Annotated in this window: 22 protein-coding genes and 1 pseudogene; 15 read left to right on the top strand and 8 right to left on the bottom strand. The window is 70.2% G+C overall.

What is annotated here, in order from left to right:
• Window positions 1-31: 31 nt before the first annotated feature.
• From ON27_RS17825 to ON27_RS17815, 3 genes are read left to right on the top strand one after another with little or no spacing between them, the layout of a single operon-like run.
• Window positions 32-1,189: a glycosyltransferase gene (locus tag ON27_RS17825; RefSeq protein ID WP_043728235.1), complete on the top strand. Its 1,158-nt coding sequence runs from the start codon at window positions 32-34 to the stop codon at window positions 1,187-1,189.
• A 59-nt stretch (window positions 1,190-1,248) separates the two neighbouring features.
• Window positions 1,249-1,443, top strand: a complete 195-nt coding sequence (locus ON27_RS17820; protein ID WP_043728233.1) for a DUF3046 domain-containing protein — start codon at window positions 1,249-1,251, stop codon at window positions 1,441-1,443.
• Window positions 1,440-2,684, top strand: a complete 1,245-nt coding sequence (locus ON27_RS17815) for an aminoglycoside 3'-phosphotransferase (RefSeq protein ID WP_245559997.1) — start codon at window positions 1,440-1,442, stop codon at window positions 2,682-2,684. Before ON27_RS17820 ends, ON27_RS17815 begins: the two co-directional genes overlap by 4 nt.
• Window position 2,685: 1 nt before the next feature.
• Here ON27_RS17815 and ON27_RS17810 read toward each other — a convergent pair whose 3' ends face one another.
• Window positions 2,686-3,201, bottom strand: a complete 516-nt coding sequence (locus ON27_RS17810) for a CGNR zinc finger domain-containing protein (RefSeq protein ID WP_043728258.1) — start codon at window positions 3,199-3,201, stop codon at window positions 2,686-2,688.
• 153 nt (window positions 3,202-3,354) lie between these two features.
• Here ON27_RS17810 and ON27_RS17805 point away from each other — a divergent pair, with 153 nt between their 5' ends.
• From ON27_RS17805 to recX, 5 genes are all read left to right on the top strand, one after another.
• Window positions 3,355-3,816 carry a VOC family protein gene (locus ON27_RS17805; RefSeq protein WP_043728230.1) on the top strand — a complete coding sequence of 154 codons (462 nt, stop codon included), beginning with the start codon at window positions 3,355-3,357 and terminating at the stop codon, window positions 3,814-3,816.
• Between the two features lie 32 nt (window positions 3,817-3,848).
• A complete protein-coding gene (locus ON27_RS17800) occupies window positions 3,849-4,733 on the top strand; it encodes a pyridoxamine 5'-phosphate oxidase family protein (protein ID WP_043728228.1) in 885 nt (294 codons plus the stop codon).
• 24 nt (window positions 4,734-4,757) lie between these two features.
• Window positions 4,758-5,207, top strand: a complete 450-nt coding sequence (locus tag ON27_RS17795) for a nuclear transport factor 2 family protein (protein WP_043728225.1) — start codon at window positions 4,758-4,760, stop codon at window positions 5,205-5,207.
• A 327-nt stretch (window positions 5,208-5,534) separates the two neighbouring features.
• Window positions 5,535-6,578, top strand: coding sequence for a recombinase RecA (recA, locus tag ON27_RS17790; RefSeq protein ID WP_043728224.1), 1,044 nt, complete (start codon window positions 5,535-5,537; stop codon window positions 6,576-6,578).
• A gap of 196 nt (window positions 6,579-6,774) precedes the next feature.
• Window positions 6,775-7,431, top strand: coding sequence for a recombination regulator RecX (recX, locus tag ON27_RS17785; protein ID WP_083887643.1), 657 nt, complete (start codon window positions 6,775-6,777; stop codon window positions 7,429-7,431).
• 178 nt (window positions 7,432-7,609) lie between these two features.
• Here the strand turns inward: recX and ON27_RS45845 are convergent.
• From ON27_RS45845 to ON27_RS17760, 6 genes and pseudogenes are all read right to left on the bottom strand, one after another.
• Window positions 7,610-7,705: pseudogene (locus ON27_RS45845) on the bottom strand (biotin carboxylase N-terminal domain-containing protein); the annotation flags it as partial.
• 173 nt (window positions 7,706-7,878) lie between these two features.
• The gene (locus tag ON27_RS43915) at window positions 7,879-8,274 is read right to left on the bottom strand and encodes a hypothetical protein (RefSeq protein ID WP_169334517.1); all 396 of its coding nucleotides are present in this window, start codon (window positions 8,272-8,274) and stop codon (window positions 7,879-7,881) included.
• A gap of 207 nt (window positions 8,275-8,481) precedes the next feature.
• The gene (locus ON27_RS17775; protein WP_043728218.1) at window positions 8,482-9,384 is read right to left on the bottom strand and encodes an amino acid ABC transporter permease; all 903 of its coding nucleotides are present in this window, start codon (window positions 9,382-9,384) and stop codon (window positions 8,482-8,484) included.
• 19 nt (window positions 9,385-9,403) lie between these two features.
• Window positions 9,404-10,084 carry an amino acid ABC transporter permease gene (locus ON27_RS17770; protein ID WP_043728214.1) on the bottom strand — a complete coding sequence of 227 codons (681 nt, stop codon included), beginning with the start codon at window positions 10,082-10,084 and terminating at the stop codon, window positions 9,404-9,406.
• Window positions 10,085-10,183: 99 nt separating this feature from the next.
• Window positions 10,184-11,020, bottom strand: coding sequence for a glutamate ABC transporter substrate-binding protein (locus tag ON27_RS17765; protein WP_043728211.1), 837 nt, complete (start codon window positions 11,018-11,020; stop codon window positions 10,184-10,186).
• Between the two features lie 47 nt (window positions 11,021-11,067).
• The gene (locus tag ON27_RS17760) at window positions 11,068-11,796 is read right to left on the bottom strand and encodes an amino acid ABC transporter ATP-binding protein (RefSeq protein WP_043728254.1); all 729 of its coding nucleotides are present in this window, start codon (window positions 11,794-11,796) and stop codon (window positions 11,068-11,070) included.
• Window positions 11,797-12,056: 260 nt separating this feature from the next.
• Between ON27_RS17760 and miaB the strand changes: the two genes are divergently transcribed.
• A complete protein-coding gene (miaB, locus tag ON27_RS17755) occupies window positions 12,057-13,601 on the top strand; it encodes a tRNA (N6-isopentenyl adenosine(37)-C2)-methylthiotransferase MiaB (protein ID WP_218003008.1) in 1,545 nt (514 codons plus the stop codon).
• Window positions 13,598-14,329 (top strand): Rv2732c family membrane protein, encoded by a 732-nt coding sequence (locus ON27_RS17750; protein WP_245559995.1) that lies wholly within the window; start codon window positions 13,598-13,600, stop codon window positions 14,327-14,329. The genes miaB and ON27_RS17750 overlap by 4 nt, the downstream gene beginning before the upstream one ends.
• Window positions 14,330-14,407: 78 nt before the next feature.
• Here ON27_RS17750 and ON27_RS17745 read toward each other — a convergent pair whose 3' ends face one another.
• Window positions 14,408-15,784 carry a DUF349 domain-containing protein gene (locus ON27_RS17745; protein WP_043728205.1) on the bottom strand — a complete coding sequence of 459 codons (1,377 nt, stop codon included), beginning with the start codon at window positions 15,782-15,784 and terminating at the stop codon, window positions 14,408-14,410.
• Window positions 15,785-16,024: 240 nt separating this feature from the next.
• Here ON27_RS17745 and ON27_RS17740 point away from each other — a divergent pair, with 240 nt between their 5' ends.
• The 5 genes from ON27_RS17740 to hflX all read left to right on the top strand — a co-directional run bounded on the left by ON27_RS17740 (window position 16,025) and on the right by hflX (window position 21,107).
• Window positions 16,025-16,789, top strand: coding sequence for a class III extradiol ring-cleavage dioxygenase family protein (locus ON27_RS17740; RefSeq protein ID WP_043728203.1), 765 nt, complete (start codon window positions 16,025-16,027; stop codon window positions 16,787-16,789).
• Complete coding sequence (miaA, locus tag ON27_RS17735) at window positions 16,786-17,718, top strand: tRNA (adenosine(37)-N6)-dimethylallyltransferase MiaA (RefSeq protein ID WP_043728196.1); 933 nt, start codon at window positions 16,786-16,788, stop codon at window positions 17,716-17,718. The genes ON27_RS17740 and miaA overlap by 4 nt, the downstream gene beginning before the upstream one ends.
• Window positions 17,715-18,551 (top strand): TrmH family RNA methyltransferase, encoded by an 837-nt coding sequence (locus ON27_RS17730; protein ID WP_043728192.1) that lies wholly within the window; start codon window positions 17,715-17,717, stop codon window positions 18,549-18,551. Before miaA ends, ON27_RS17730 begins: the two co-directional genes overlap by 4 nt.
• 33 nt (window positions 18,552-18,584) lie before the next feature.
• Window positions 18,585-19,466 (top strand): diaminopimelate epimerase, encoded by an 882-nt coding sequence (gene dapF / locus ON27_RS17725; protein ID WP_043728248.1) that lies wholly within the window; start codon window positions 18,585-18,587, stop codon window positions 19,464-19,466.
• Window positions 19,467-19,664: 198 nt separating this feature from the next.
• A complete protein-coding gene (hflX, locus tag ON27_RS17720; RefSeq protein ID WP_051046720.1) occupies window positions 19,665-21,107 on the top strand; it encodes a GTPase HflX in 1,443 nt (480 codons plus the stop codon).
• Window positions 21,108-21,312: the final 205 nt, after the last annotated feature.

The following is a 21,312-nucleotide window of genomic DNA, read 5'->3' as shown; positions in this document are numbered from 1 at the left end:
TGCCCGCGAGGGAGTGTGGCAGGCTAGGCGGATGCGAATAGCCGTCGTCGCTGGGCCCGATCCCGGGCACGCGTTTCCCGCTATCGCGTTGTGCTTGCGGTTCCTGGCAGCCGGTGACGAGCCGGTGCTGTTCACCGGTCCGCGCTGGTTCGACGCCGCGCTCGCCGCCGGTATCGGCGTGCGCAGACTCAAAGGCTTGGCGCCGCGCCCGGTGGACGACGACGCCGACGCCGGGCAGCGCATCCACGAGCGGGCCGCGCACATCTCCACCGAGATCCTGCCCGAGCTCAGCGCCATGCTGCCCGAACTGGTGATCTCCGACGTGCTGACCGCGGGCGGCGGGATGGCCGCCGAACGGCTCGGCGTCCCGTGGGTGGAACTGTCCCCGCATCCGCTGTACCTGCCGTCGAAAGGGTTGCCGCCCATCGGAAGCGGACTCGCGCCCGGTGCGGGCCTGGGCGGGCGGATGCGCGACGGTGTGCTGCGCGGTATGACCGCACGCGCCCTCCGGAACGGCAGGCGTCAGCGGGAGCGGGCGCGCGAAAGTGTCGGTCTGCCTGCCGTCGACCCGGGCCCCGCCGCCAGGTTGATCGCCACCCTGCCCGCGCTGGAGGTGCCGCGACCGGACTGGCCGGAATCCGCCCACGTGATCGGCCCGCTGCTGTGGGAGCCGACCGACGCGATCCTGGATCTTCCGCCCGGTGACGGGCCGCTGGTCATGGTGGCTCCGTCGACCGCGCACACCGGCGTGGCGGGCATGGCCGAGACCGTTCTCGAGGCGCTGGCGGGAACCGGTGTCCGGGTGGCGATTTCGATGCTGGATGCGCCACCCGCCGAGCTTCCGCCGTGGGCGACGGCGGGGCTGGGCCGCCAAGACGTACTGCTGAGCCACGCTTCCGTCGTCGTGGGCGGTGGCGGCCACGGCCTGCTGGCCAAGTCACTGTCCGCGGGCGTCCCGATCGTGACCGTGCCCGGTGGCGGCGACCAGTGGGAGCTGGCCAATCGAGCTGCCAGGCAAGGCAGTTCGATCGTCGTGCGGCCGCCCTCGCCGGAGGCCCTCCGTGCCGCGGTCCGGGAGATCCTCACCGAACCCCGCTACACCGCCGCCGCCAGGAAGGCCGCCGCGGCGACCGAGTTCGCCGATCCTGTCGCCCTGTGCCACCGGGTCCGCCACGCCGTCCATCCCTGAACGGGAGCGGGGTGTGCCACTGAGCAGGGAAGGCGCGAGAAGGGAGTAAGTTCGGGACGGTGCGGTTGACCGAGTTTCAGGAACTGTTGCACACCGAGTTCGGTGTGGCCCGTGGCGATGCCCTGCTGGCCGACCACGTGATCCCCGCGCTGGGCGGGCGCACCGGAGCCGACGCCATCGAAGCAGGGACCGATCCCCGCGACGTCTGGCGCGCGCTGTGCGCCGAATTCGACATCCCCCGGGCGCGCTGGTGAACGCCTCCGGGCAGGTGGAGCGGGACGAGCCGCTGTACCGGTTCGACGAGCGGCAGCGCATGATCCCGCACGATCCGCAGCGCTTGGCGGTCCGGGTGGCGCAGGCCCGCCCGGACGACTTCGCAAGCTATCGGCAGACCGGCATCGAACTGATGCTGCTCGGTCGCTACGACGAGGCGCTCGATCACCTCGATCGCGCGCTGGAGCTGGTGGACACCGAGCGGCGCAGGATCAGCGTGTGGATCAACTTGGGCGACGTCTACCGGTACCGCGGTGACGCGGCCACCGCCGAGACGCTGTATCGCCGCGCGGTGGAACACGCGCGGGCGGCCGCTCCGGAGGTGCTCTCGTTCGCCGTGCAGCACCTGGGCAAGGCGCTCGCCGAGCGGAATCAGCTGGCCGAGGCGCACGCACTGCTGGCCGAGGCGATGCGGCTGCGCGTCGCGGAAGGCGATCCCGAGGAGATCGAGTCCACCCGCGCGGCGCTCGACACGCTGGGCGAGCTGCCGATCCCGTTGCCGCCCACCGTCGCCGCGCTACTGGGCGAATCGCCGAGCTGGTCGGACGAGCACGAGGGCAGAAGCGGCGGCGTGGTGTTCGTCGACGGGGCCTACTGGCTCAAACGCGGACCGAAGGCGGTCGCCGAGTACGAGCGGTCCAGCTGGTTGCGCGGCCGGGGGATCGCACTGCCGGAGGTCGCCGCCTTCGAAGACGACGTGCTGGTGCTCGCGGACGCGGGCGCGCCCAGCCTCGCCGCGCGAGCCGGCTCCGAGCGCGCGTACCCCGACTCGATCGGCGCCGTCATGGGCGCGGTACTGCGGCGGCTGCACGACATTCCGATCCGCGAGTGCCCCTTCGACGGTCGTCTCGACGTCGTGCTGGCGCAGGCGCGCCGCCACGTGGTGGAAGGTCTCGTCGACGCGGCCGACTTCGACGACGACAACGCCGGATCCACCCCGGAAGACGTGCTCGAGCGGTTGCTGGCGCAGCGTCCCGGCCAGGAGGATCTGGTGGTGGCGCACGGCGACTTCACACCGCCGAACGTGCTGGAGAGCGAGATCGTGCTCGACGTCGGGGCACTCGGCGTGGCCGATCGCTATCGCGACCTGGCGCTGGCCGTCCGCGACTTGCGGGCGGATTTCGGCGAAGCGGAGGTGTCGGCCTTCTACCGGGCCTACGGGCTGACCGAGCCGGACGAGAGCCGTTTGGCGTATTACCGGCTGCTCGACGAACTGTTCTGAGTCACGTTTTGCGCGCGTAGTGTCGCGCCGCTTTGGTGCGGTTGCCGCAGGTGGCCATGGAGTGCCAGCGGCGGGTTCCGTTCTTCGAGGTGTCGAAGAAGAAGAGCACGCACTCCGGGTGCGCGCACTGCCTGATGCGGTCGGGCGCGGTGCGCAGCAGATGCAGCAAGTTGTCGGCGGCCAGCCAGGCGGGTAGCCATGACTGCTGCGGGACCTCCACCAGATCGGCGGGTCCGGCCGTGGTGAGCGAACGGCGGATGCGGCCGTGTTCCAGCACGTCGTCCAGGCCCTCGGGGGAGGCGTGCGTGACCACGTCGTAGATGGCCGTTCGGGCGGCCAGGACCGCGTTCAAGGTCGCCTCGTCGGCGTCGGCGCGATCAGCGAGTCCCGCGGACGTCAACCAGATGCGCAGGCCGGCGACATCGGTGAGCAGATCCTGGGGTCCGTGCTCGATCCATCGCGTGTTCAGCAGGTCGAGCGCCAGCGGTTCGCCGAGGTGGGGGCGTGGATCGGGCATGCCCGAGGGTATCGAGTGCGCGTCGTCGTGCATGTCGGCCACCTCCGCTCTAACTACTCAAATTATTTCAGTGGTTGACACCGCTGTCCGCTACTCCTATGTTCTAACTGGTCAAACCATGATAGACGGTTGAACATTCCGAGGAGGAACACCATGACCGCCGTTGCCGCACCTCAGCTCGCCACCGGGCACATCGGCCTGAACGTCTCCGATCTGGATCGCTCGGTGGACTTCTACCGCCGCGCTCTCGGCTTCCAACAGCTCGCCGCGAGCACCGAGGCCCAGCGCCGCTGGGCCTTCCTCGGTGCGGAGGGCAAGCTGATCGTCACCTTGTGGGAGCAGAGCGACGGCACGTTCTCCACCGCGACGCCCGGTCTGCATCACCTTTCGTTCCAGGTCGACACCATCGACCAGGTCCGCGCGGTGGAGCGGGTGCTGCGTGAGCTCTCGGTCGCCTTCGCCCACGACGGTGTGGTGGCGCACGGCGAGGGCGTCGCCTCCGGCGGGATCTTCTTCACCGACCCGGACGGCATCCGGCTCGAGGTCTACGCCCCCAGCGGCGCCGAAACCGCTCCCGCGCCCAGTGGCGCTGCCCCGACCTGCGGGTTCTTCTGATCCGGTCGGCGCGTTACGAAGGGAGGATCGCGATGAAGCCGTTTCATCGCGGGGAGGTCGCCGTCCAGCGCCGGATGGGCCAGGCGGACATCGCCGAACGGGTCGGCCGCATGATCCGTCCCGATATCCCGTCGGTAGCCGCCGGCTTCCTGGCCGAACAGCGAATGGTGGTGCTCGCCGCCGCCGACCCGGCGGGCAGGCTGTGGGCGAGCGAACTGGTCGGGCAGCCCGGATTCGTCCGGGCGGTCGACGACCGGACGATCACGGTCGGAACCCGTCCAGCGGCCGACGATCCGTTGCACGAAGCGTTGACGCACCGCTCCCGCGTCGGCATGATCGCGCTGCAACCGCAGCGACGCAGGCGGATGCGGGTCAACGGCGAATCGGCGCCGGAAGGCGCGGGGCTGCGCATCGTCACCGATCAGGTGTACTCGAACTGCCCCAAGTACATTTCCCGGCGCGAGGTCGAGAGCTACACGCTCGGCGCCGAATCGGTGGCCGTGCGTCGCGGCGCCGAACTCGACGCGGGCCAGCGAGCCGCCGTCGCGGCCGCCGACACTTTCTTCGTCGCGACCGCGGACGGCGACGGCAACGCCGACGCCTCGCACCGTGGCGGGAACCCCGGATTCCTGCGGGTGCTTTCGTCCACGCGTCTGCGCTGGCCGGACTACCGGGGCAATTCGATGTTCATGACGCTCGGCAACATCGAGGTCAACCCGCGCTGCGGAATCCTGATCCCCGATTGGGCCACCGGAGCGACCTTGCAGCTCACCGGCACCGCCGAACTGGTCTGGGCGGCCGAGACCTTCGCGGCCGGTGCGCAATGCTCGCTCGATTTCACCGTCGAGGAGGTGGTCGAGCGGCCCGGGGGAGCGCTGCGGTGGGGGCCTGCCGAACTTTCACCCGTCAATCCCTGAACCCTTCGAGAAAGGAACGTTTCCATGCGACCTCCGCTCCCCCCGTTCGACGCGGAATCGGCCCAGGTCAAAGTGCGGGCCGCCGAGCACGCCTGGAACACGCGGGACCCCGAGCGAGTCGCTGCCGCCTACACCGAGGATTCGGTGTGGCGCAATCGCGACGAGTTCTTCACCGGCCACGACGCCATCATCGAATTCCTCACCAGGAAGTGGTCCATCGAGAACGGCTATGCGCTGCGCAAGGATCTGTGGGCCTTCGACGGCAACCGAATCGCCGTGCGCTTCCAGTACGAATGGCACGACGGGTCGGGCCGGTGGTTCCGCAGCTACGGCAACGAGCAGTGGGAATTCGCGCCGGACGGACTGATGTCCCGGCGGGAGGCCAGCATCAACGATGTCCGGATCGAGGAGTCCGAGCGGCGCGTCTTCGGACCGCGCGATCCGGGCGACGAGTCGGTGCTGCCGCAGCGGTAGGGCGCGCCGCCCGGTCCACGAGCAGGTGCCCGGCCCGGCCGCCACCGATCCGGGGGCCGGTGGCGGACGGGATCACCGGCCTCGAGGTGACGCCGCCGCGCGTGCTCGAACAGGCGCGGACGTCGCCGGACGCCGACCGGAGCACGCCGGTGCGCTGATCGCGCGGCGTTTGCCGAGGACGGCGTGGAGGGCGGGAGATTCGCCGGGCGCGTCACTTGACTCGAACACCTGTTCGTCTAGTCTGGTCGCCAGAACTTGTCGGTGCCGGGCTCTACTGTAGGCGCCAACCACAGAACGAGACTCACCCGTCGAAAAGGGGATCAGGACATGGCACCACAGGCGTACGACCGGGACAAGGCGCTCGAGCTCGCGCTGGCCCAGGTGGAGAAGAGCTTCGGCAAAGGCGCCGTCATGCGCCTGGGCGAGGAGGCGCGCCAGCCCATCTCGGTGATCCCCACCGGCTCGATCGCGCTCGACGTGGCGCTGGGCATCGGCGGCCTGCCACGCGGCCGCGTCGTCGAGATCTACGGTCCGGAATCCTCGGGTAAGACCACCGTCGCGCTGCACGCGGTGGCCAACGCGCAGGCCGCGGGCGGCGTGGCGGCGTTCATCGACGCCGAGCACGCTCTCGATCCGGACTACGCCCGCAAGCTGGGCGTGGACACCGACGCGCTGCTCGTCTCCCAGCCCGACACCGGTGAGCAGGCGCTGGAGATCGCCGACATGCTGGTGCGCTCCGGCGCCATCGACATCATCGTCATCGACTCGGTGGCCGCGCTGGTGCCGCGCGCCGAGATCGAGGGCGAGATGGGCGACAGCCACGTCGGTCTGCAGGCCCGCCTGATGAGCCAGGCGCTGCGCAAGATGACCAGCGCGCTGAACAACTCCGGCACCACCGCGATCTTCATCAACCAGTTGCGCGAGAAGATCGGCGTGATGTTCGGCTCGCCGGAGACCACCACCGGCGGTAAGGCGCTGAAGTTCTACGCGTCGGTGCGCTTGGACGTGCGCCGTATCGAGACGCTCAAGGACGGCAGCGACGCGGTGGGCAACCGCACCCGGGTGAAGGTCGTGAAGAACAAGGTCTCCCCGCCGTTCAAGCAGGCCGAGTTCGACATCCTCTACGGGCACGGCATCTCCAAGGAGGGCTCGCTCATCGACATGGGCGTCGAGCAGGGCTTCATCCGCAAGTCCGGCTCCTGGTACACCTACGAGGGCGATCAGCTCGGCCAGGGCAAGGAGAACGCCCGCAAGTTCCTGCTGGAGAACGTCGACGTCCGCGACGAGATCGAGAAGAAGATCAAGGAGAAGCTCGGCATCGGCGCCGACGTGACGGCCGATGCGGCCGCGGAGGTGCCCGCCGATTTCTGAGCCGAGCAACGGCCGGCGCTCGCCCGGGACCGGTCCGGCCGCTCCCGGGCGGCCGGAGTCCGACGCGATGCGGGATATGCGGCGTCGGCTGGAAGAACTTCTGTCCGCCTCGGGATCATCGGCCGCCGTCCGGCCGCGCGGACAGGAACCCGAACTCGTCCGGAGAGCCGAAGGTGGTTCGGTGGCACCGGACGCCATGGGAGCTCGGCCGGACGCGTCCGATCCGCAGCGGACGCGTCCGGCCGGGTCCCGTCGTGGCCGTCGCGACGCCCGGGGGCACAGCGGCTCGTCCTCGACCGGCTCCGGCCGGTCCGAAGACCGGTCGGCGGGTCCGGTGGCGGCCGGATCCGAAGGCGGGACGGTCGAGCAGGCGAAGGAAGCGTGCCTGCGCTTGCTCGCCGTCCGCGCCCGCAGCCGGGCCGAGCTGGCTCAGCGTCTCGCCGCCAAGGGGTACTCACCCGAGGTGAGCGAAGCCGCGCTCGACCGCCTCACCGAAGTGGGCCTCATCGATGACGCCGCCTTCGCCGAGCAATGGGTGCACTCCCGCCACGCCTTCTCCGGCAAAGGGAAACAAGCGCTCGCGCAGGAGCTCCGGCGCAAGGGCGTCGCGCCGTCGGACGCCGCGTCCGCCCTGGAGGCGATCACCACCGACGACGAGGAAGCCCGTGCGGGCGAGCTGGTCCGCCGCAAATTGCGCTCTTTGCCGCGAGACCTGGACCAGGACAAGACGATTCGCCGTCTGGTCGGTATGCTGGCCCGTCGCGGATACAGCCAGGCCACGGCCTATCGGGTGGTGAGAGCCGAATTGGCCGAGCGGGGGGTCGAGAGCGATCTCGACGAGCCCATCGACTGAGTTCACGAGCCAGGCCGTCGGCGGCGACCGTCCGCACGCTTCACCAGCTCGGGAAGACAGGCGCCCGACCGACCGCGCGAAGCCGTATCCCGCGTTCCACGCCGGTCGGATCCGCGGGAGGATGTGGAGGCGCACAGCCGGTCGGTCGAAGTATGGACGACAGGGGCTACCGGCTCGGTACCGGATGACCGGGCTCGCCGATCTGGTACCACTCCGCCGCCTTCGACAGATGAACCGAATTGCGGTTCTCGTACGAGAACACGGCAACCGTCCCCGGCCTGCGGCTAGCGAAATCTAGGACGGCTGCGGCGTTTTCCGTCGCTCCGCTGATTGTCGCCGCTCGGACAGCCGATCGGCGCCCGGCCGGCGTCGGTCGAGGTCAGTACCCTTCGCACCGCCGCCGCGGAGGTGCAGCGCTGCGTGGGTTTCGGCTGCGGCATCGCCGGTCTACACCTCTCCTGTGTCGGCGGATGGACCGGCGGCCTCGATACCCGCTACGGCGGCGCGTTCGTCCTCCGAGGAGGTCGCGGCCCCCGTCACGCCGACCGCGCCGATGACGCCGCCTGCGGCGTCCCGGATGAAGACGCCGTGCCGTTCGCCGCGCAACCGCACGCCCTCACCGGTGACGTGCGGTTCGGTGATGCGGGTGGCCAGCCGCAGGCTGCCGGGACGCAGCGCGTCCAGACCGTGGCGTTGCGGCTCGTAGGCGGAGGCCAGACCGCTCGCGCCCGCGCCGATCACCGCGACTCGCGCGGGGCCGGCGTGCCCGGCGCGGCGCAGTTCGCCAGGGGAAGAGAACGACTCGTGAAGAGCAGGTCGGAGGTACGGCTGGTCATCGATCATCAACTCCCGCAGGTCTGAAGCACTGATGACCGTCCCACCGGTCGGGCAACCGGGGATCGGCGTATGCCTACGAGATTGGCGGGACGCCGCCGAGGGCACGAGTGTTGCGCTCAGCTCGAGCACAACACCCCGGCAACGCCATCCGTGCCCTCCGGTTTTGCCGTGCGATAACCAGTTCGCTTGTGCGGCAACGGCCTTGCGACTGGATCAGGGCTTGGCGCCGATGTCGACGCCGGGCGCCGCGTCGGTGATGACCGAGTCCGCGGCGAGGACGGCGCCGCCGCCCTTGCCGCGCTTGCGCGCCCGCAGCCGTCGTTCGAGCCTGGTGGCAACCAGGGTCAACGCGCTGTTGAGGGCGATCATGATGATCGCGATGACGATCAGCGCCGGAATCGTGTTCTGTTCGGCCGCGCCGAGCTGCTGACCCGAGCGCACGATCTCGACGTAGGTGATCTGGTAACCCAGCGCCGAGTCCTTCAACGCGACCACCATTTGTGAGATCAGGGCGGGCAGCATCGCCGTGATCGCCTGCGGCAGCAGGATCAATCGCATCAACTGGTTCTTGCGCAGGCCGAGCGCGACCGCCGCCTCGGTCTGCCCTTTGGGCAGCGAACGAATGCCCGCTCGCACGATCTCCGCGATGACCGAGCCGTTGTAGACGGTCAGGGCGGTGACCACCGCGGCGAGTGCGAGATCTTCCGACTTGAACAGGTCGTAGTCGGAGTACACGGCGAACAAGAAGATCATCAGGATCAGCACCGGGATGGCACGCGCGACCTCGACGACGCCCCCCGCGCCCCAGCGCACGACGCGATGTTCCGACAGCCGCAGAATGCCGAAGATCATGCCGAGGACCAGGGCGAGCACGATGGACAGCAGCGCGGCCACGATGGTGCCGCGCAGGCCGGGCAGCAGATAGGTCGACCAGACCTCGGCCTCCAGGAACGGCTTCCACTTCTCCGCGGTGAACTGCCCCTTCTCGGCGAAGCCCCGATACAGCAGCCAAGCTGCTGCGGCTACGGCGGCGACCACCAGCACCGAGTAGACGTTGTTGCGCAGCCGGGCCTTCGGGCCCGGCGCGTCGAACAGGACCGAAGCGCCTGCACTCATCCCCGCGCCTCCCTGACACTCATCGAGCCACCTCGTACTTCTTGGCCAGCCAGCCGAAGAACAGGCCGGTCGGCAGGGTCAGGATCACGAAACCGAGCGCGAAGATGGCGCCGATCGCCAGGACCGCGGCTTCGGTCTCGGTCATCTCCGCCATCAGCGTCGCCGCCTCGGCGACACCGATGGCCGAGGCGATGGTGGAGTTCTTGGTCAGCGCGATCAGAACGCTGCCCAGCGGAGCGATGACCGAACGGAACGCCTGCGGCAGCACGACCAGCCGCAGGTTCTGCAGGAAGCCGAAGCCGAGCGAGCGCCCCGCCTCGGACTGGCCCATCGGCACGGTGTTGATGCCCGCGCGCAGCGACTCGCAGACGAAGGCGGCGGTGTAGATGCTCAGGCCGACGACTGCGAAGCGGAAATTGTTCTGCGCCAGCGAGTCCGGCCCCTCGCCTGCGAGGCGCCACCCCATCGTCGTGTAGAGGCCCAGTGACATGAACACGATGATCAGCGTGAGCGGGGTGTTGCGGAAGACGGTGACGTAGGCGGTGCCGACCCAGCGGGCGACGGGCACGGGCGATACGCGCAAGCCCGCGACCACGGTGCCCAGGATCAGCGCGCCGACCGCTGAAAGCACGGTCAGTTGGATGGTCACCCAGAAGGCTTCGAGGATTTGGTCGTCGTACCTCGAGATCAGGTCGAACACGGCGGACGCGTCCCTCCGATCAGGTTCAGATGCTCAGGGAAGTGCGGTGGGTGGCCCGCGCCGGGTCGAGGCCGGGCCACCCGTCCGAGTTGCGGAGGGTCAGTACCGGTTCACGGTCGGCGGCTGGGGGGCCTGGTAGCCGGACGCGCCGACGGTCGAATCGAAGGCCTTCTTCCAGGAGCCGTCGGCGATCATCGACTCGATGGCGTCGTTGATCTTGTCCCGCAGTTCCTGGTCGCCCTTCTTCAACCCGATGCCGTAGTTCTCCGTGGTGAACGGCTTGCCGACCACCTTGAACGCGCCACTGCTCTGCGCGGCGTAACCGGCCAGGATGATGTCGTCGGTGGTCACCGCGTCCCAGGATCCGGCCCGCAGGCCCTCGAGGCACAGCGAATAGGTGTCGTTGGTCTGCAACTGGGTGTCGGGGAAGTTCTTCTCGATGTTCTGGGCCGGCGTGGAGCCCTTCACCGAGCAGACCTTCTTGCCCTTGAGGTTGTCCGGGCCGTTGATGTCGGCGTTGTCGGCCCGCACCAGCAGTGACTGACCGGCGACGTAGTAGGGGCCGGCGAAGTCGATCTTCTCCTTGCGCTTGTCGTTGATCGAGTAGGTGGCGACGATGTAGTCGACCTGACCGTTCTCGATCAGCGTCTCACGCTGCGGCGACGGCGCTTCCTTGAACGTGATCCGGTCCGGTTGCACACCCAGTTTCCCGGCGACGTACTTGGCCACCTCGACGTCGAAGCCGCTGTAGGACCCGTCCTTGTTGCGCAGGCCCAGACCGGGCTGGTCGAACTTGATGCCGACGGTGAGCTTGCCGTCCTTGGCGTGGTCCAGGGCGGATTTGTCGTCGCCGCCGCCACACGCGGTGGCGGTCGCGGCGGCGAGCGTCAGGGCGATCGCCCCGACACCGATGCGCAGAGCGCGATTGATCCTCATCGAGTTCCTTCTCCCTATCCGTGGGTGTGCTGGCGCTGTCCGGCAGATCAGTGGCTCAAAATCTTGCCCAGGAAGTCTTTGGCGCGCTCGGACTTCGGGGCGGTGAAGAAGGCGTCCGGCGGCGCGTCCTCCACTACCTGACCGTCGGCCATGAACAGCACCCGGTTCCCGGCGCGGCGCGCGAAGCCCATCTCGTGGGTGACGACCAGCATCGTCATCCCCTCCTTGGCCAGCGACACCATCACTTCGAGCACTTCGTTGACCATCTCCGGGTCCAGCGCGGAGGTCGGCTCGTCGAACAGCATCACTTTCGGGCTCATCGCCAGCGCGCGTGCGATGGCCACGCGCTGCTGCTGCCCGCCCGACAGTTGCGCGGGGTACTTGTCGGCCTGATCGGCGATGCCGACCCGGTCGAGCAATTGCATCGCGCGGGCTCGGGCGTCGTCCTTCTTGACCTTGCGTACCTTGACCGGCGCGAGCATCACGTTCTCGAGGATGGTCTTGTGCGCGAACAGGTTGAACGACTGGAAGACCATGCCGACGTCCGCGCGCAGCGCGGCCAGGGCGCGTCCCTCCGCGGGCAGCGGGACGCCGTCGATGGCGATGTCGCCGGAGTCGATCGGCTCCAGGCGGTTGATGGTGCGGCACAGCGTCGACTTGCCGGAGCCCGAGGGGCCCAGCACGATGACGACCTGTCCTTTGGGCACCTCCAGGGTGATGTCCTTCAGCACGTGCAGGTCGCCGAAGTGTTTGTCCACATTGCGCATCAAGATCATCGGCGGCGCGCTGGTGGCGGCGCTGACGTCCCCGGCAGAGGCGTCCCCGGTGGTGCCGGGAGCGGCGGCGTCGTCGGTCATGGTCATGACCTTAGGCAAAAATCGGAAATTTGCCCGACTTTCCGCGACACACCGTCTCGCCGCGCCGATTCGACATGTGCGCGTAACCCCGCGGTCGCTGCGGCGTCGGCCGCGGATGGCCCGAAGCCTGCGCCGATGCCCGCGAAAGCCGACGCGGGAGCGCCCCGTACCCTGGACGGGTGGATTCGATCGGACAGGCAGTGTCGGCCTCCGCCGAGAGTGCGGCACGCAGTTACGAGGTCCGCACCTTCGGTTGCCAGATGAACGTGCACGACTCCGAACGCTTGTCGGGTTTGCTGGAGGACGCGGGATACGTGAAGGCCGCGCCGGGCGCGACGGCCGACCTCGTCGTCTTCAACACCTGCGCGGTGCGTGAGAACGCCGACAACAAGCTCTACGGCACGCTCGGTCACCTGGCGCCGATCAAGGCGGGCCATCCGGGCATGCAGATCGCCGTCGGCGGCTGCCTGGCGCAGAAGGACCGCGATGTCGTGGTGCGCAAGGCGCCATGGGTCGACGTGGTCTTCGGCACCCACAACATCGGCTCGCTGCCGGTGCTGCTGGAGCGGGCGCGGCACAACCGGGAAGCCCAGGTGGAGATCCTGGAGTCGCTGGAAGCGTTCCCGTCCACGCTGCCCGCCAAGCGCGAATCGGCTTATGCGGGGTGGGTCTCCATCTCGGTCGGCTGCAACAACACCTGCACCTTCTGCATCGTGCCCGCCCTGCGCGGCAAGGAGGTCGACCGCCGCCCGGGTGACGTGCTGGCCGAGGTGCGGGCGCTGGTCGACCAAGGCGTGCTCGAGGTGACGCTGCTCGGTCAGAACGTGAACTCCTACGGCGCCTCGTTCGCCGACCCGAGCGAGCCGCGCGACCGCGGCGCGTTCGCCAAGCTCCTGCGCGCGTGCGGGCACATCGACGGCTTGGAGCGGGTGCGCTTCACCTCCCCGCACCCGGCCGAGTTCACCGACGACGTGATCGAGGCCATGGCCGAGACCCCGAACATCTGCCCGCAGCTGCACATGCCGCTGCAGTCGGGTTCCGACCGGGTGCTCAAGGCGATGCGGCGCTCCTATCGCAAGGCGCGCTACCTCGGCATCATCGACAAGGTGCGCGCGGCGATGCCGCACGCCGCGATCACCACCGACATCATCGTTGGCTTCCCCGGCGAGACCGAGGAGGACTTCCAGGAAACGCTGGACGTGGTGCGCCGGGCGCGCTTCACCAGCGCCTATACCTTCCAGTACTCCAAGCGGCCCGGTACGCCCGCCGCCGACATGCCCGGGCAGCTGCCCAAGGCCGTCGTCCAAGAGCGCTACGACCGGCTCATCGCGCTGCAGGAGGAGATCTCCCTGGCCGCCAATCAGGAGCTGATCGGCACCGAGGTGGAGCTGCTGGTGGCCGACGGCGCGGGCAAGAAGAACGCCGCGACCGCGCGGATGAGCGGCCGCGCCCGCGACGGCAGGCTGGTGCACTTCCGTCCGGGCGGCGCCGAGCCGATCCGCCCCGGCGACCTGGTCACCGTCGACATCACCGGTGCGGCGCCGCACCACCTGATCGCCGACGCGACGATCAAGGCCCACCGCCGCACCAGCGCGGGCGACGCGCACGAACGCGGCGTCACGCCGAAGACCGAGCCGATCGGCGTGGGTCTCGGACTGCCCCGCATCGGCGCGCCCGCTCCCGAACCGGTGGGCGCGGCTTGCTCGACCGGCTGCGGCGCATGACCACCGGACCGGACGACAACGGCGGCGCGGCCCGCGGCGGCGACGGGTCCGTGCCCGCGTCCGGCGACGACGAGCGCGGTGCGTCCGCGGCAACCCCGCAGAGCGAACCCGCGCGCTCCGGCGCAGACGAACGAAACGAGGACTCAGTGAGCTCGGCCGAGAGCACCGGCGATTTCGAACAGTTCCGCGACGACCTCGACGCGGTCGAGCGCAGGATCGCCGGCGAGATCGATCCCGGAATCCGCGCCATGGTCGTGGCGGGCGCGGTGTTCCTGCTGCTGGTGTCGCTGGTGCTGCCGCACGCGGGCGCGGCGCGCGGCTTCGACGTGCTGCTGAACACCGACGTGGCCCGAGCCGAGCACATCGGGCTGCCTTCCCGGGTCTTCGTCTGGTTCCTGGTGATCTTCGGCATCGGATTCTCGACGCTGGCGCTGATGACCCGTCGCTGGGTGCTCGCCTGGATCGCCGTCGCGGGCAGCGCCGTGGGCAGCGTGTTCGGGGTGCTCTCGATCTGGCACCGCCAGACTCCCGGGCTGGGCGACTACATCGGCGCCGGCCCGGGCATCGGCCTGATCCTCGGCGCCATCGTGATGATCGTGCTGACCTTCCACTGGATCCGCGTGGTGTGGAGCCGCACCGCGCTGCACCTGGCGGCCGAAGAGCAGCGCCGCAACGCCGCCGCGGCCGCGGAGGAGCGCGACCGCCGCCGGCTCACCGGCGAATCCTGACCGGACCTCGCGTGCACGAGTGCGGCCTCTCCCGATCGGGAGAGGCCGCGGTCGTCACTCCGGTGGGATGCGCCGGACTCAGCGGTTGCTGACGGCCCCTTCGGCGGCCTCGGCCCACTCCCGCCACTGCTTGGCCTGTTCCAGCGCCTTCTCCGCGTCGCGGACGTTGCCCGCGGCCTGCGCCTTCGCGGCCTGCTCCTCGAACTGCGCGACGCGCTCCCGGAACTGGGCGGCGCGTGCCATCGCCTCCGGGTCGGTGCGCCGCCACTGCGCGTCGACGGCCTCGCGGACGCGCTTCTCGATCGCTCGCAGTTTGCCTTCCAGCTCCTGCATGCGCTCGCGCGGCACCTTGCCGATGGCGTCCCACTTGTCCTGGAGTTCGCGCAGCGCGCTGCGCGCCGCTTCCAGGTCGGCGGCGGGATCGATGAAGGCGTAGGCGTGCAGCAGTTCCTCCTTGGCGGCGGCGTTCTGCTCGAACTCGGCGTCGCGTTCGGAGACGGCGGCGTTGCGGGCGGCGAAGAAGACGTCCTGCGCGCTCTTGAAGCGCCGCCACAGCGCCTCGTCCGCCTCGCGCGGCGCGCGCCCGGCGGCCTTCCACTCGGCGAGCAGGTCACGGAAGACGCTCGCGGTGGCCACCCACTCGGTGGAGTCGGACAGCTCCTCGGCCTGCACGCAGAGCTCTTCCTTGCGCGCTTTCGCGGCGGCGCGTTCGCGGTCCAGCTCGGCGAAGTGCGCGCCGCGGCGGCGGTTGAACGCCTCCCGCGCCTTGGAGTAGCGCTTCCACAGGGCGTCGTCGACCTTGCGGTCCACGCCGCGGATGGATTTCCACTCGTCGAGGATCTCGCGCAACCGATCACCCGCGGCCTTCCACTGGGTGGACTCGGCGGCGATCTTCTCCGCCTCCGCGGCCAGCGCCTCCTTACGCTCGGTGTGCTCGTGACGCGCGCGTTCCTTCTCTTCCTTGGCGTGCGCGGCGGCCTCTTCGGAATGTTCGGCGATGGCCTGCAGGCGACGGGCCAAACCCTCGACGTCGCCGATGACGGCGGCGGTCGGCAGCGACTCGGCGAGCGCGACGGCGGCGGCCTTGGTCTTGCGCGCGTCCGCGCCCGCGGCCAGCCGAGCCTCCAGCAGGGCGACCTCGGTCGCCAGGTCGTCGAACCGGCGGCCGAAGTGGGCCAAGCCCTCGGCGGCGTCGCCGGCCTGCCAGGAGCCGACCTGACGCTCGCCCCCGGCGGTCTTCACCCACGCGGTGCCGTCCTCGTCGACCCGGCCCCAGCGGCTCGGATCGGAAACGGTGGGAACGACGACGGGATGGGGATGCTGCTGGGCCGGGCCCGGCGCGGGTTTGACCGCGTGCGGCTTGGGCGGTTGAATCGAGCTGCCCGGTTTCGGGGCACCGGAAGAACGCGGCATCTTGCCGGGGCCGGCTTTCGCGGTTCCGTTGCTGTCGGTCATTTTTCCTCGTCCCTGCCGCGCGTCACGGCTGCCTGGTTACGCCCTAGCTCATCCCATTCAACCCGGTCCGAGCCCTCGAGACCATCGATCCATGCCTTCCCGCGGAGGAATCCCGGGGATTCCAACCCCTGATGACCTGGGTTGTAGCTCCTCGAACACTATCAATCCCGGCGGTGTTTCCGGCAGAGACACTCGAAGCCGGGCGGTACCGGTGGTCCCGGCAACGACTACGGTTACGACGTGCTCTCCGTCGCCGCCCTCGTTCCGTCGCCGCCCGTCCTGGTGCCGGAGTTGTGCGGCGGCGTGGCCGATGCGGCAGGAGCAGCGGATTCCGACCCGCGCGCGGTGCTGCGGGCCGTGGTGCTGGAGACCGTGCGCGCTTTCGCGGCCGGGATCGACCGGTGGACCGTGATCGGGGCGGGGCCCGCCGACCGCACGCTGGGGCCGGAGACCGTCGGCACGTTCCGCGGCTTCGGGGCGGACGTGCGGGTCGGCTTGTCCGCCGCTGCGGTCGCCGGAGCCGAGCGGGCCGACGCCGACCTGCCGCTGGCCGTGCTGATCGGCGGGTGGCTACGCGGGCAGGTCGCGCCGGACGCGGTCGCCGAGGCGCGCATCGTGTCCGCCGACGCGACGCCGCGGCACTGCCTCGAGATCGGGGCCGGGCTGCGCGCCGACTTGGACGGTGACGTCGCGTCGCACGGCGTGCTGGTCGTCGCCGACGGCGCGGCGACACTGTCCACCAAGGCGCCCGGCTACTTCGACGAACGCGCCCAGCCGGTGCAGGACCGGCTCGACCACGCCTTGACGGCGGGAGACCGCGCCGCCTTGCGAGCACTCGACCCCGGCCTGTGCGGCGACCTCGCGGTCGCGGGCCGCCCCGCCTACCAGGTGCTGGCCGGGCTGTTCCGCGCCGACCCGCTGGTGGACACGCGCTATCGCGACGCCCCGTTCGGCGTCGGCTACCACGTGAGCCTCTGGCGGCCATCCGGAGACGATGCGTCGTGACGGATACCGGCATCACTCCGATCGCGGTCGTGGGTCCCACCGCCACCGGCAAGTCCGATCTCGCGCTGGATCTGGCGCAGCGGCTCGGCGGCGAGATCGTGAACATCGACGCCATGCAGCTCTACCGCGGTATGGACATCGGCACCGCGAAGCTGCCCGTCGCACAGCGCCGCGGTATCCCGCACCACCAGCTCGACGTGCTGGAGGTCACCGACACCGCGTCGGTGGCCGCCTATCAGGCGGCGGCGAGCGCGGACGTGGTCGCGATCATGGGACGCGGCCGGGTGCCGATCGTCGTGGGCGGCTCGATGATGTACGTGCAGGCGTTGCTGGACGAGTGGGAGTTCCCGGCCACCGATCCGGCCGTGCGGGCGCGCTGGGAAGCGGTGCTCGCCGAGGGCGGTGTGGCCGCCGTGCACGCGGCGCTGCGCGCGGCCGACCCGGTGGCCGCGGCCACCATCCTGCCCACCGACGGACGGCGCATGGTGCGAGCGCTCGAGGTCGTGGAACTGACCGGACGGCCGTTCGCGGCGTCGGCGCCGACGATCGGGCGGCCGCGCTGGGGCACGGTGATCATCGGCGTCGACCGGGACACCGCCGCGCTGGACGCGCGCATCGAGCGGCGCACCGCCGCGATGTTCGAGGGCGGACTGGTCGAGGAGGTGCGGGGCCTGATCGAGCGCGGCCTGCGGGCGGGTGTCACGGCGCGGCGCGCCATCGGGTACGCACAAGTCCTTGCCTATCTGGACAACGAATACGACCTGAACCACGCTCGGGAACGCACGTCGATCGGCACCCGGCGCTATGTGCGCAGGCAGCGCTCCTGGTTCCGGCGCGACCCTCGCGTGCGGTGGGTGGACGGCGCCGCCCCCGATCCGGCCGCGACCGCGCTGGCCCTGCTCGACGAGAAAGAACGGACTCCGCAGTGACCCGACGTGTGAGCACCCGCAACGCCTCCGTCCAGGTGTGGCAGGCCTACCTCAACAATCGCACCAAGCGTCATCGCGACGGCCGTTTCCTGGTGCAAGGGGTCCGTCCGATCACCCAGGCCGTGGCCAACGACTGGCCGCTGGAGACGCTGCTGTACCGCCTCGGCGGCCCGGAGCTGTCGGGCTGGGCGCGCGAAGTGCTCGACACCAGCGGCGTGCCGCAGGTCGGCTTGGTGCCGGAGCTGATGGCCGAACTCGGCGAGAAGGCCGGCGGGATACCGGAACTGGTGGCGGTCGCGGAGTCTCGGCAAGTCGAGCTGGAGACCTTCGAGCCCGGCGAGCCGGGCGAGGACGCGCCCGTGGTCGTGGTGTTCGACCGGCCCAACTCGCCGGGCAACCTGGGCACGCTGATCCGCTCGGCCGACGCGTTCGGCGCCAGCGGCGTCATCGTCACCGGGCACGGGGCCGACCAGTACGACCCGCAGGCCGTGCGCGCCTCGACCGGGTCGCTGTTCGCCGTACCGGTGATCCGCGCCGCCGGGCCCGCGCAGGTGCTGGAATTCCGCAACCGGCAGTCGCGCCGCGGCATTCCGACCCGCATCGTGGGGACCGACGAGCACGGCCGGCACGCCGCCTTCGACTACGACTTCACCGAGGCGACCATCCTCGTCGTCGGCAACGAGACCAGCGGGATGAGCGCCGCCTGGGAGGCGGCCTGCGACGACCTGGTGCACATCCCGATGGGCGGCACGGCCAGCTCCCTGGGAGCGCCCTCGGCGGCCGCGGTGGCGCTCTACGAAATTTCCCGGCAGCGCCGGACGTTTGCCAAGTGACGACGAGACAGGGAGACATCGCACGTGCCGGACATCGAGTTCACCAAGGGCCACGGCACCCAGAACGATTTCGTGGTGCTGCCGGATCCGGCGGCCGGCTTGGCGCTGACCCCGGCGCAGGTCGGCGCGCTGTGTGATCGCAGGCGCGGGCTGGGCGCGGACGGCGTGCTGCGGGTCGCGCGGGCAGGCGCGCTGCGGGCGGCAGGCGTGCTCGCGGAGATTCCGCAGGGCGTCGGCGCCGAGGACTGGTTCATGGACTACCGCAACGCCGACGGTTCCATCGCGGAGATGTGCGGCAACGGCGTCCGCGTGTTCGCCCACTACCTCCACGCGTCGGGACTGGAGACCCGCGACAGGTTCGTCGTCGGCAGCCGCGCCGGGGCGCGCCCGGTGACGGTGCATGCCGGGAACGAGGTCACGGGGGACGTCACCGTCGGCATGGGACCGGTGCGCGAACTGGGCGAGTCCACCGCGACCGTCGCGGGTTGGGCGCTGTCCGGGATCGGGATCGATGTCGGCAATCCGCATCTGGCCTGTGTCGATCCCGGGATGTCCGTGGACGCGCTCGGCAAGCTCGACCTGACCGTGCCGCCCGGCTTCGATCCGGACCTGTTCCCGCACGGGGTGAACGTCGAGATCGTCACCGCGCTGGACGCCGAGGGCGCCGTCGACATGCGGGTCTACGAGCGCGGCGTGGGCGAAACCCGTTCCTGCGGAACGGGAACCGTCGCCGCGGCGGCCGCGGCGCTGGCCGCCGACGGCTTCCGTATCGCCGAGGACACCGGCCGGGTGACCGTCCGGGTGCCGGGCGGTGCGCTGACCGTGGGGCTCGAGCGCGGCTCGGCCTGGCTGCGCGGCCCGTCGGTGCTGGTGGCCACCGGCCGCCTCGCCGGATCCTGGTGGGACGTTCCGTGAGCGGTGTCGTCCTCGGATAACCGGGTGCGTGCTGCGGTGATGTCGTGGCAGCATGGATGGTGTATGAGAAAAACAAAGACGTATGAATTCACTCCGGCTGACGCCGACGCCGACGACCGCACCGCCGAGTCGGCGGACGACGCTGTGTCCGGCGAGGAGACGGTGACCGGCGATGTCGTCGCCGAGCACGCCGCCCGCATGAAGCGGTCGGGCTGGTCGGCCGACCCGACCGTGGGTGAGCTGCAGTTGGAGGACCGCAGCTCGCTGCGCCGCGTGGCGGGACTGTCCACCGAACTCACCGACATCACCGAGGTCGAGTACCGGCAACTGCGCTTGGAACGCGTCGTGCTGGTCGGCGTCTGGACCGCGGGGACCGCCGCCCAGGCCGAGGCGAGCATGGCCGAGTTGGCCGCACTCGCCGAGACCGCGGGCTCCGAGGTGCTGGAGGCGCTGATCCAGCGCCGCGACCGGCCGGATCCGGCCACCTACATCGGCTCCGGCAAGGCCGACGAGCTGCGCACCGTGGTGCTGGAGACCGGCGCGGACACCGTCATCTGTGACGGTGAACTGACGCCCGCGCAGCTGACCGCCCTGGAGAAGGTGGTCAAGGTCAAGGTGGTCGACCGGACCGCGTTGATCCTGGACATCTTCGCCCAGCACGCCACCTCCCGGGAGGGCAAGGCGCAGGTCTCGCTGGCCCAGATGGAGTACATGCTGCCGCGGCTGCGCGGTTGGGGTGAGTCGATGTCCCGGCAGGCCGGTGGCCGCGCGGGCAGCAACGGCGGTGTGGGTCTGCGTGGTCCCGGTGAGACCAAGATCGAAACAGATCGCCGTCGCATCCGTGAACGCATGGCCAAGCTGCGCCGGGAGATCCGGGAGATGAAGACCGCGCGCGACACCATGCGGGCGCGCCGCAACTCCAGCGGCATCCCGTCCGTCGCGATCGTCGGCTACACCAACGCGGGCAAGTCGAGTCTGATGAACACCCTCACCGGCGCCGGCTTGCTGGTGCAGGACGCGCTGTTCGCCACCCTCGATCCGACCACCCGCCGAACCGAGCTCGACGACGGGCGCGAGGTCGTCTTCACCGACACCGTCGGCTTCGTCCGGCACCTGCCGACCCAGCTGGTCGAGGCGTTCCGCTCCACTTTGGAGGAGGTGACCGGCGCCGACCTGCTGCTGCACGTGGTGGACGGCTCCGACGCGCTGCCGGTCGAGCAGATCAAGGCCGTCCGCGAGGTGATCACCGATGTGATCAAGGAGTCCGGCACGCCTGCTCCGCCCGAACTGCTGGTGGTGAACAAGACCGACGCGATGGGCCCGACGGAGCTGACCAACCTGCGCGCGCTGCTGCCGGACGCGTCGTTCGTCTCCGCGCACAGCGGCCAGGGCATCGAGGCGCTGCGCGCGCGCCTGGCCGAGCTGCTCGGCGGTCTGGACGTGGACATCAGCGTGCTGCTGCCGTACACGCGCGGCGACCTGCTCGCGCGCATCCACGCCGACGGCCGCATCCTGAGTTCGGATCACGAGGAGGGCGGAACGCGGGTCCACGCGCGCGTCCCGCATTCTCTGGCGGCCGCGCTGTCGGAATATGCGCACGCGGGTTCGGACGGCGCCGAGGAGACCGGCGAGCAGGGTTGACCAGCTGACACCCGGTGTGGAGCCGCTGGCCGCGGTGCGGTCAGGGTGCGCCTACCGAAGCAGATGTTGAGGCCGGCTCGGTGTGCAGCCGGTGGCCGCGGTGCGGCCACGGCTGCGCCGACGGACGAGCAGACGGACAGGCCGGCTCAATTCCGCGCGGCGCTCGCGGGCTGCGTCGACGCGGCCGAGTGAACGGTGGGGGAGA

The sequence above is a fragment of the Nocardia asiatica NBRC 100129 genome (assembly GCF_000308415.1).
GTDB lineage: Bacteria > Actinomycetota > Actinomycetes > Mycobacteriales > Mycobacteriaceae > Nocardia > Nocardia asiatica.
The sequence above is the reverse complement of the archived record's forward strand: the minus strand, read 5'-3'. Positions and strand labels throughout refer to the sequence as shown.

What these genes read in the sequence shown, in the direction of transcription:
- ON27_RS43915 (WP_169334517.1), bottom strand. Translation starts at nt 8,274, where the DNA reads ATGATCGATGACCAGCCGTACCTCCGACCTGCTCTTCACGAGTCGTTC.
- ON27_RS17775 (WP_043728218.1), bottom strand. Translation starts at nt 9,384, where the DNA reads ATGAGTGCAGGCGCTTCGGTCCTGTTCGACGCGCCGGGCCCGAAGGCC.
- recA (WP_043728224.1), top strand. Translation starts at nt 5,535, where the DNA reads ATGGCACCACAGGCGTACGACCGGGACAAGGCGCTCGAGCTCGCGCTG.
- ON27_RS17805 (WP_043728230.1), top strand. Translation starts at nt 3,355, where the DNA reads ATGACCGCCGTTGCCGCACCTCAGCTCGCCACCGGGCACATCGGCCTG.
- ON27_RS17825 (WP_043728235.1), top strand. Translation starts at nt 32, where the DNA reads ATGCGAATAGCCGTCGTCGCTGGGCCCGATCCCGGGCACGCGTTTCCC.
- ON27_RS17760 (WP_043728254.1), bottom strand. Translation starts at nt 11,796, where the DNA reads ATGATCTTGATGCGCAATGTGGACAAACACTTCGGCGACCTGCACGTG.
- hflX (WP_051046720.1), top strand. Translation starts at nt 19,665, where the DNA reads ATGAAGCGGTCGGGCTGGTCGGCCGACCCGACCGTGGGTGAGCTGCAG.
- ON27_RS17800 (WP_043728228.1), top strand. Translation starts at nt 3,849, where the DNA reads ATGAAGCCGTTTCATCGCGGGGAGGTCGCCGTCCAGCGCCGGATGGGC.
- ON27_RS17765 (WP_043728211.1), bottom strand. Translation starts at nt 11,020, where the DNA reads ATGAGGATCAATCGCGCTCTGCGCATCGGTGTCGGGGCGATCGCCCTG.
- ON27_RS17750 (WP_245559995.1), top strand. Translation starts at nt 13,598, where the DNA reads ATGACCACCGGACCGGACGACAACGGCGGCGCGGCCCGCGGCGGCGAC.
- recX (WP_083887643.1), top strand. Translation starts at nt 6,775, where the DNA reads ATGGGAGCTCGGCCGGACGCGTCCGATCCGCAGCGGACGCGTCCGGCC.
- ON27_RS17745 (WP_043728205.1), bottom strand. Translation starts at nt 15,784, where the DNA reads ATGACCGACAGCAACGGAACCGCGAAAGCCGGCCCCGGCAAGATGCCG.
- ON27_RS17810 (WP_043728258.1), bottom strand. Translation starts at nt 3,201, where the DNA reads ATGCCCGATCCACGCCCCCACCTCGGCGAACCGCTGGCGCTCGACCTG.
- ON27_RS17795 (WP_043728225.1), top strand. Translation starts at nt 4,758, where the DNA reads ATGCGACCTCCGCTCCCCCCGTTCGACGCGGAATCGGCCCAGGTCAAA.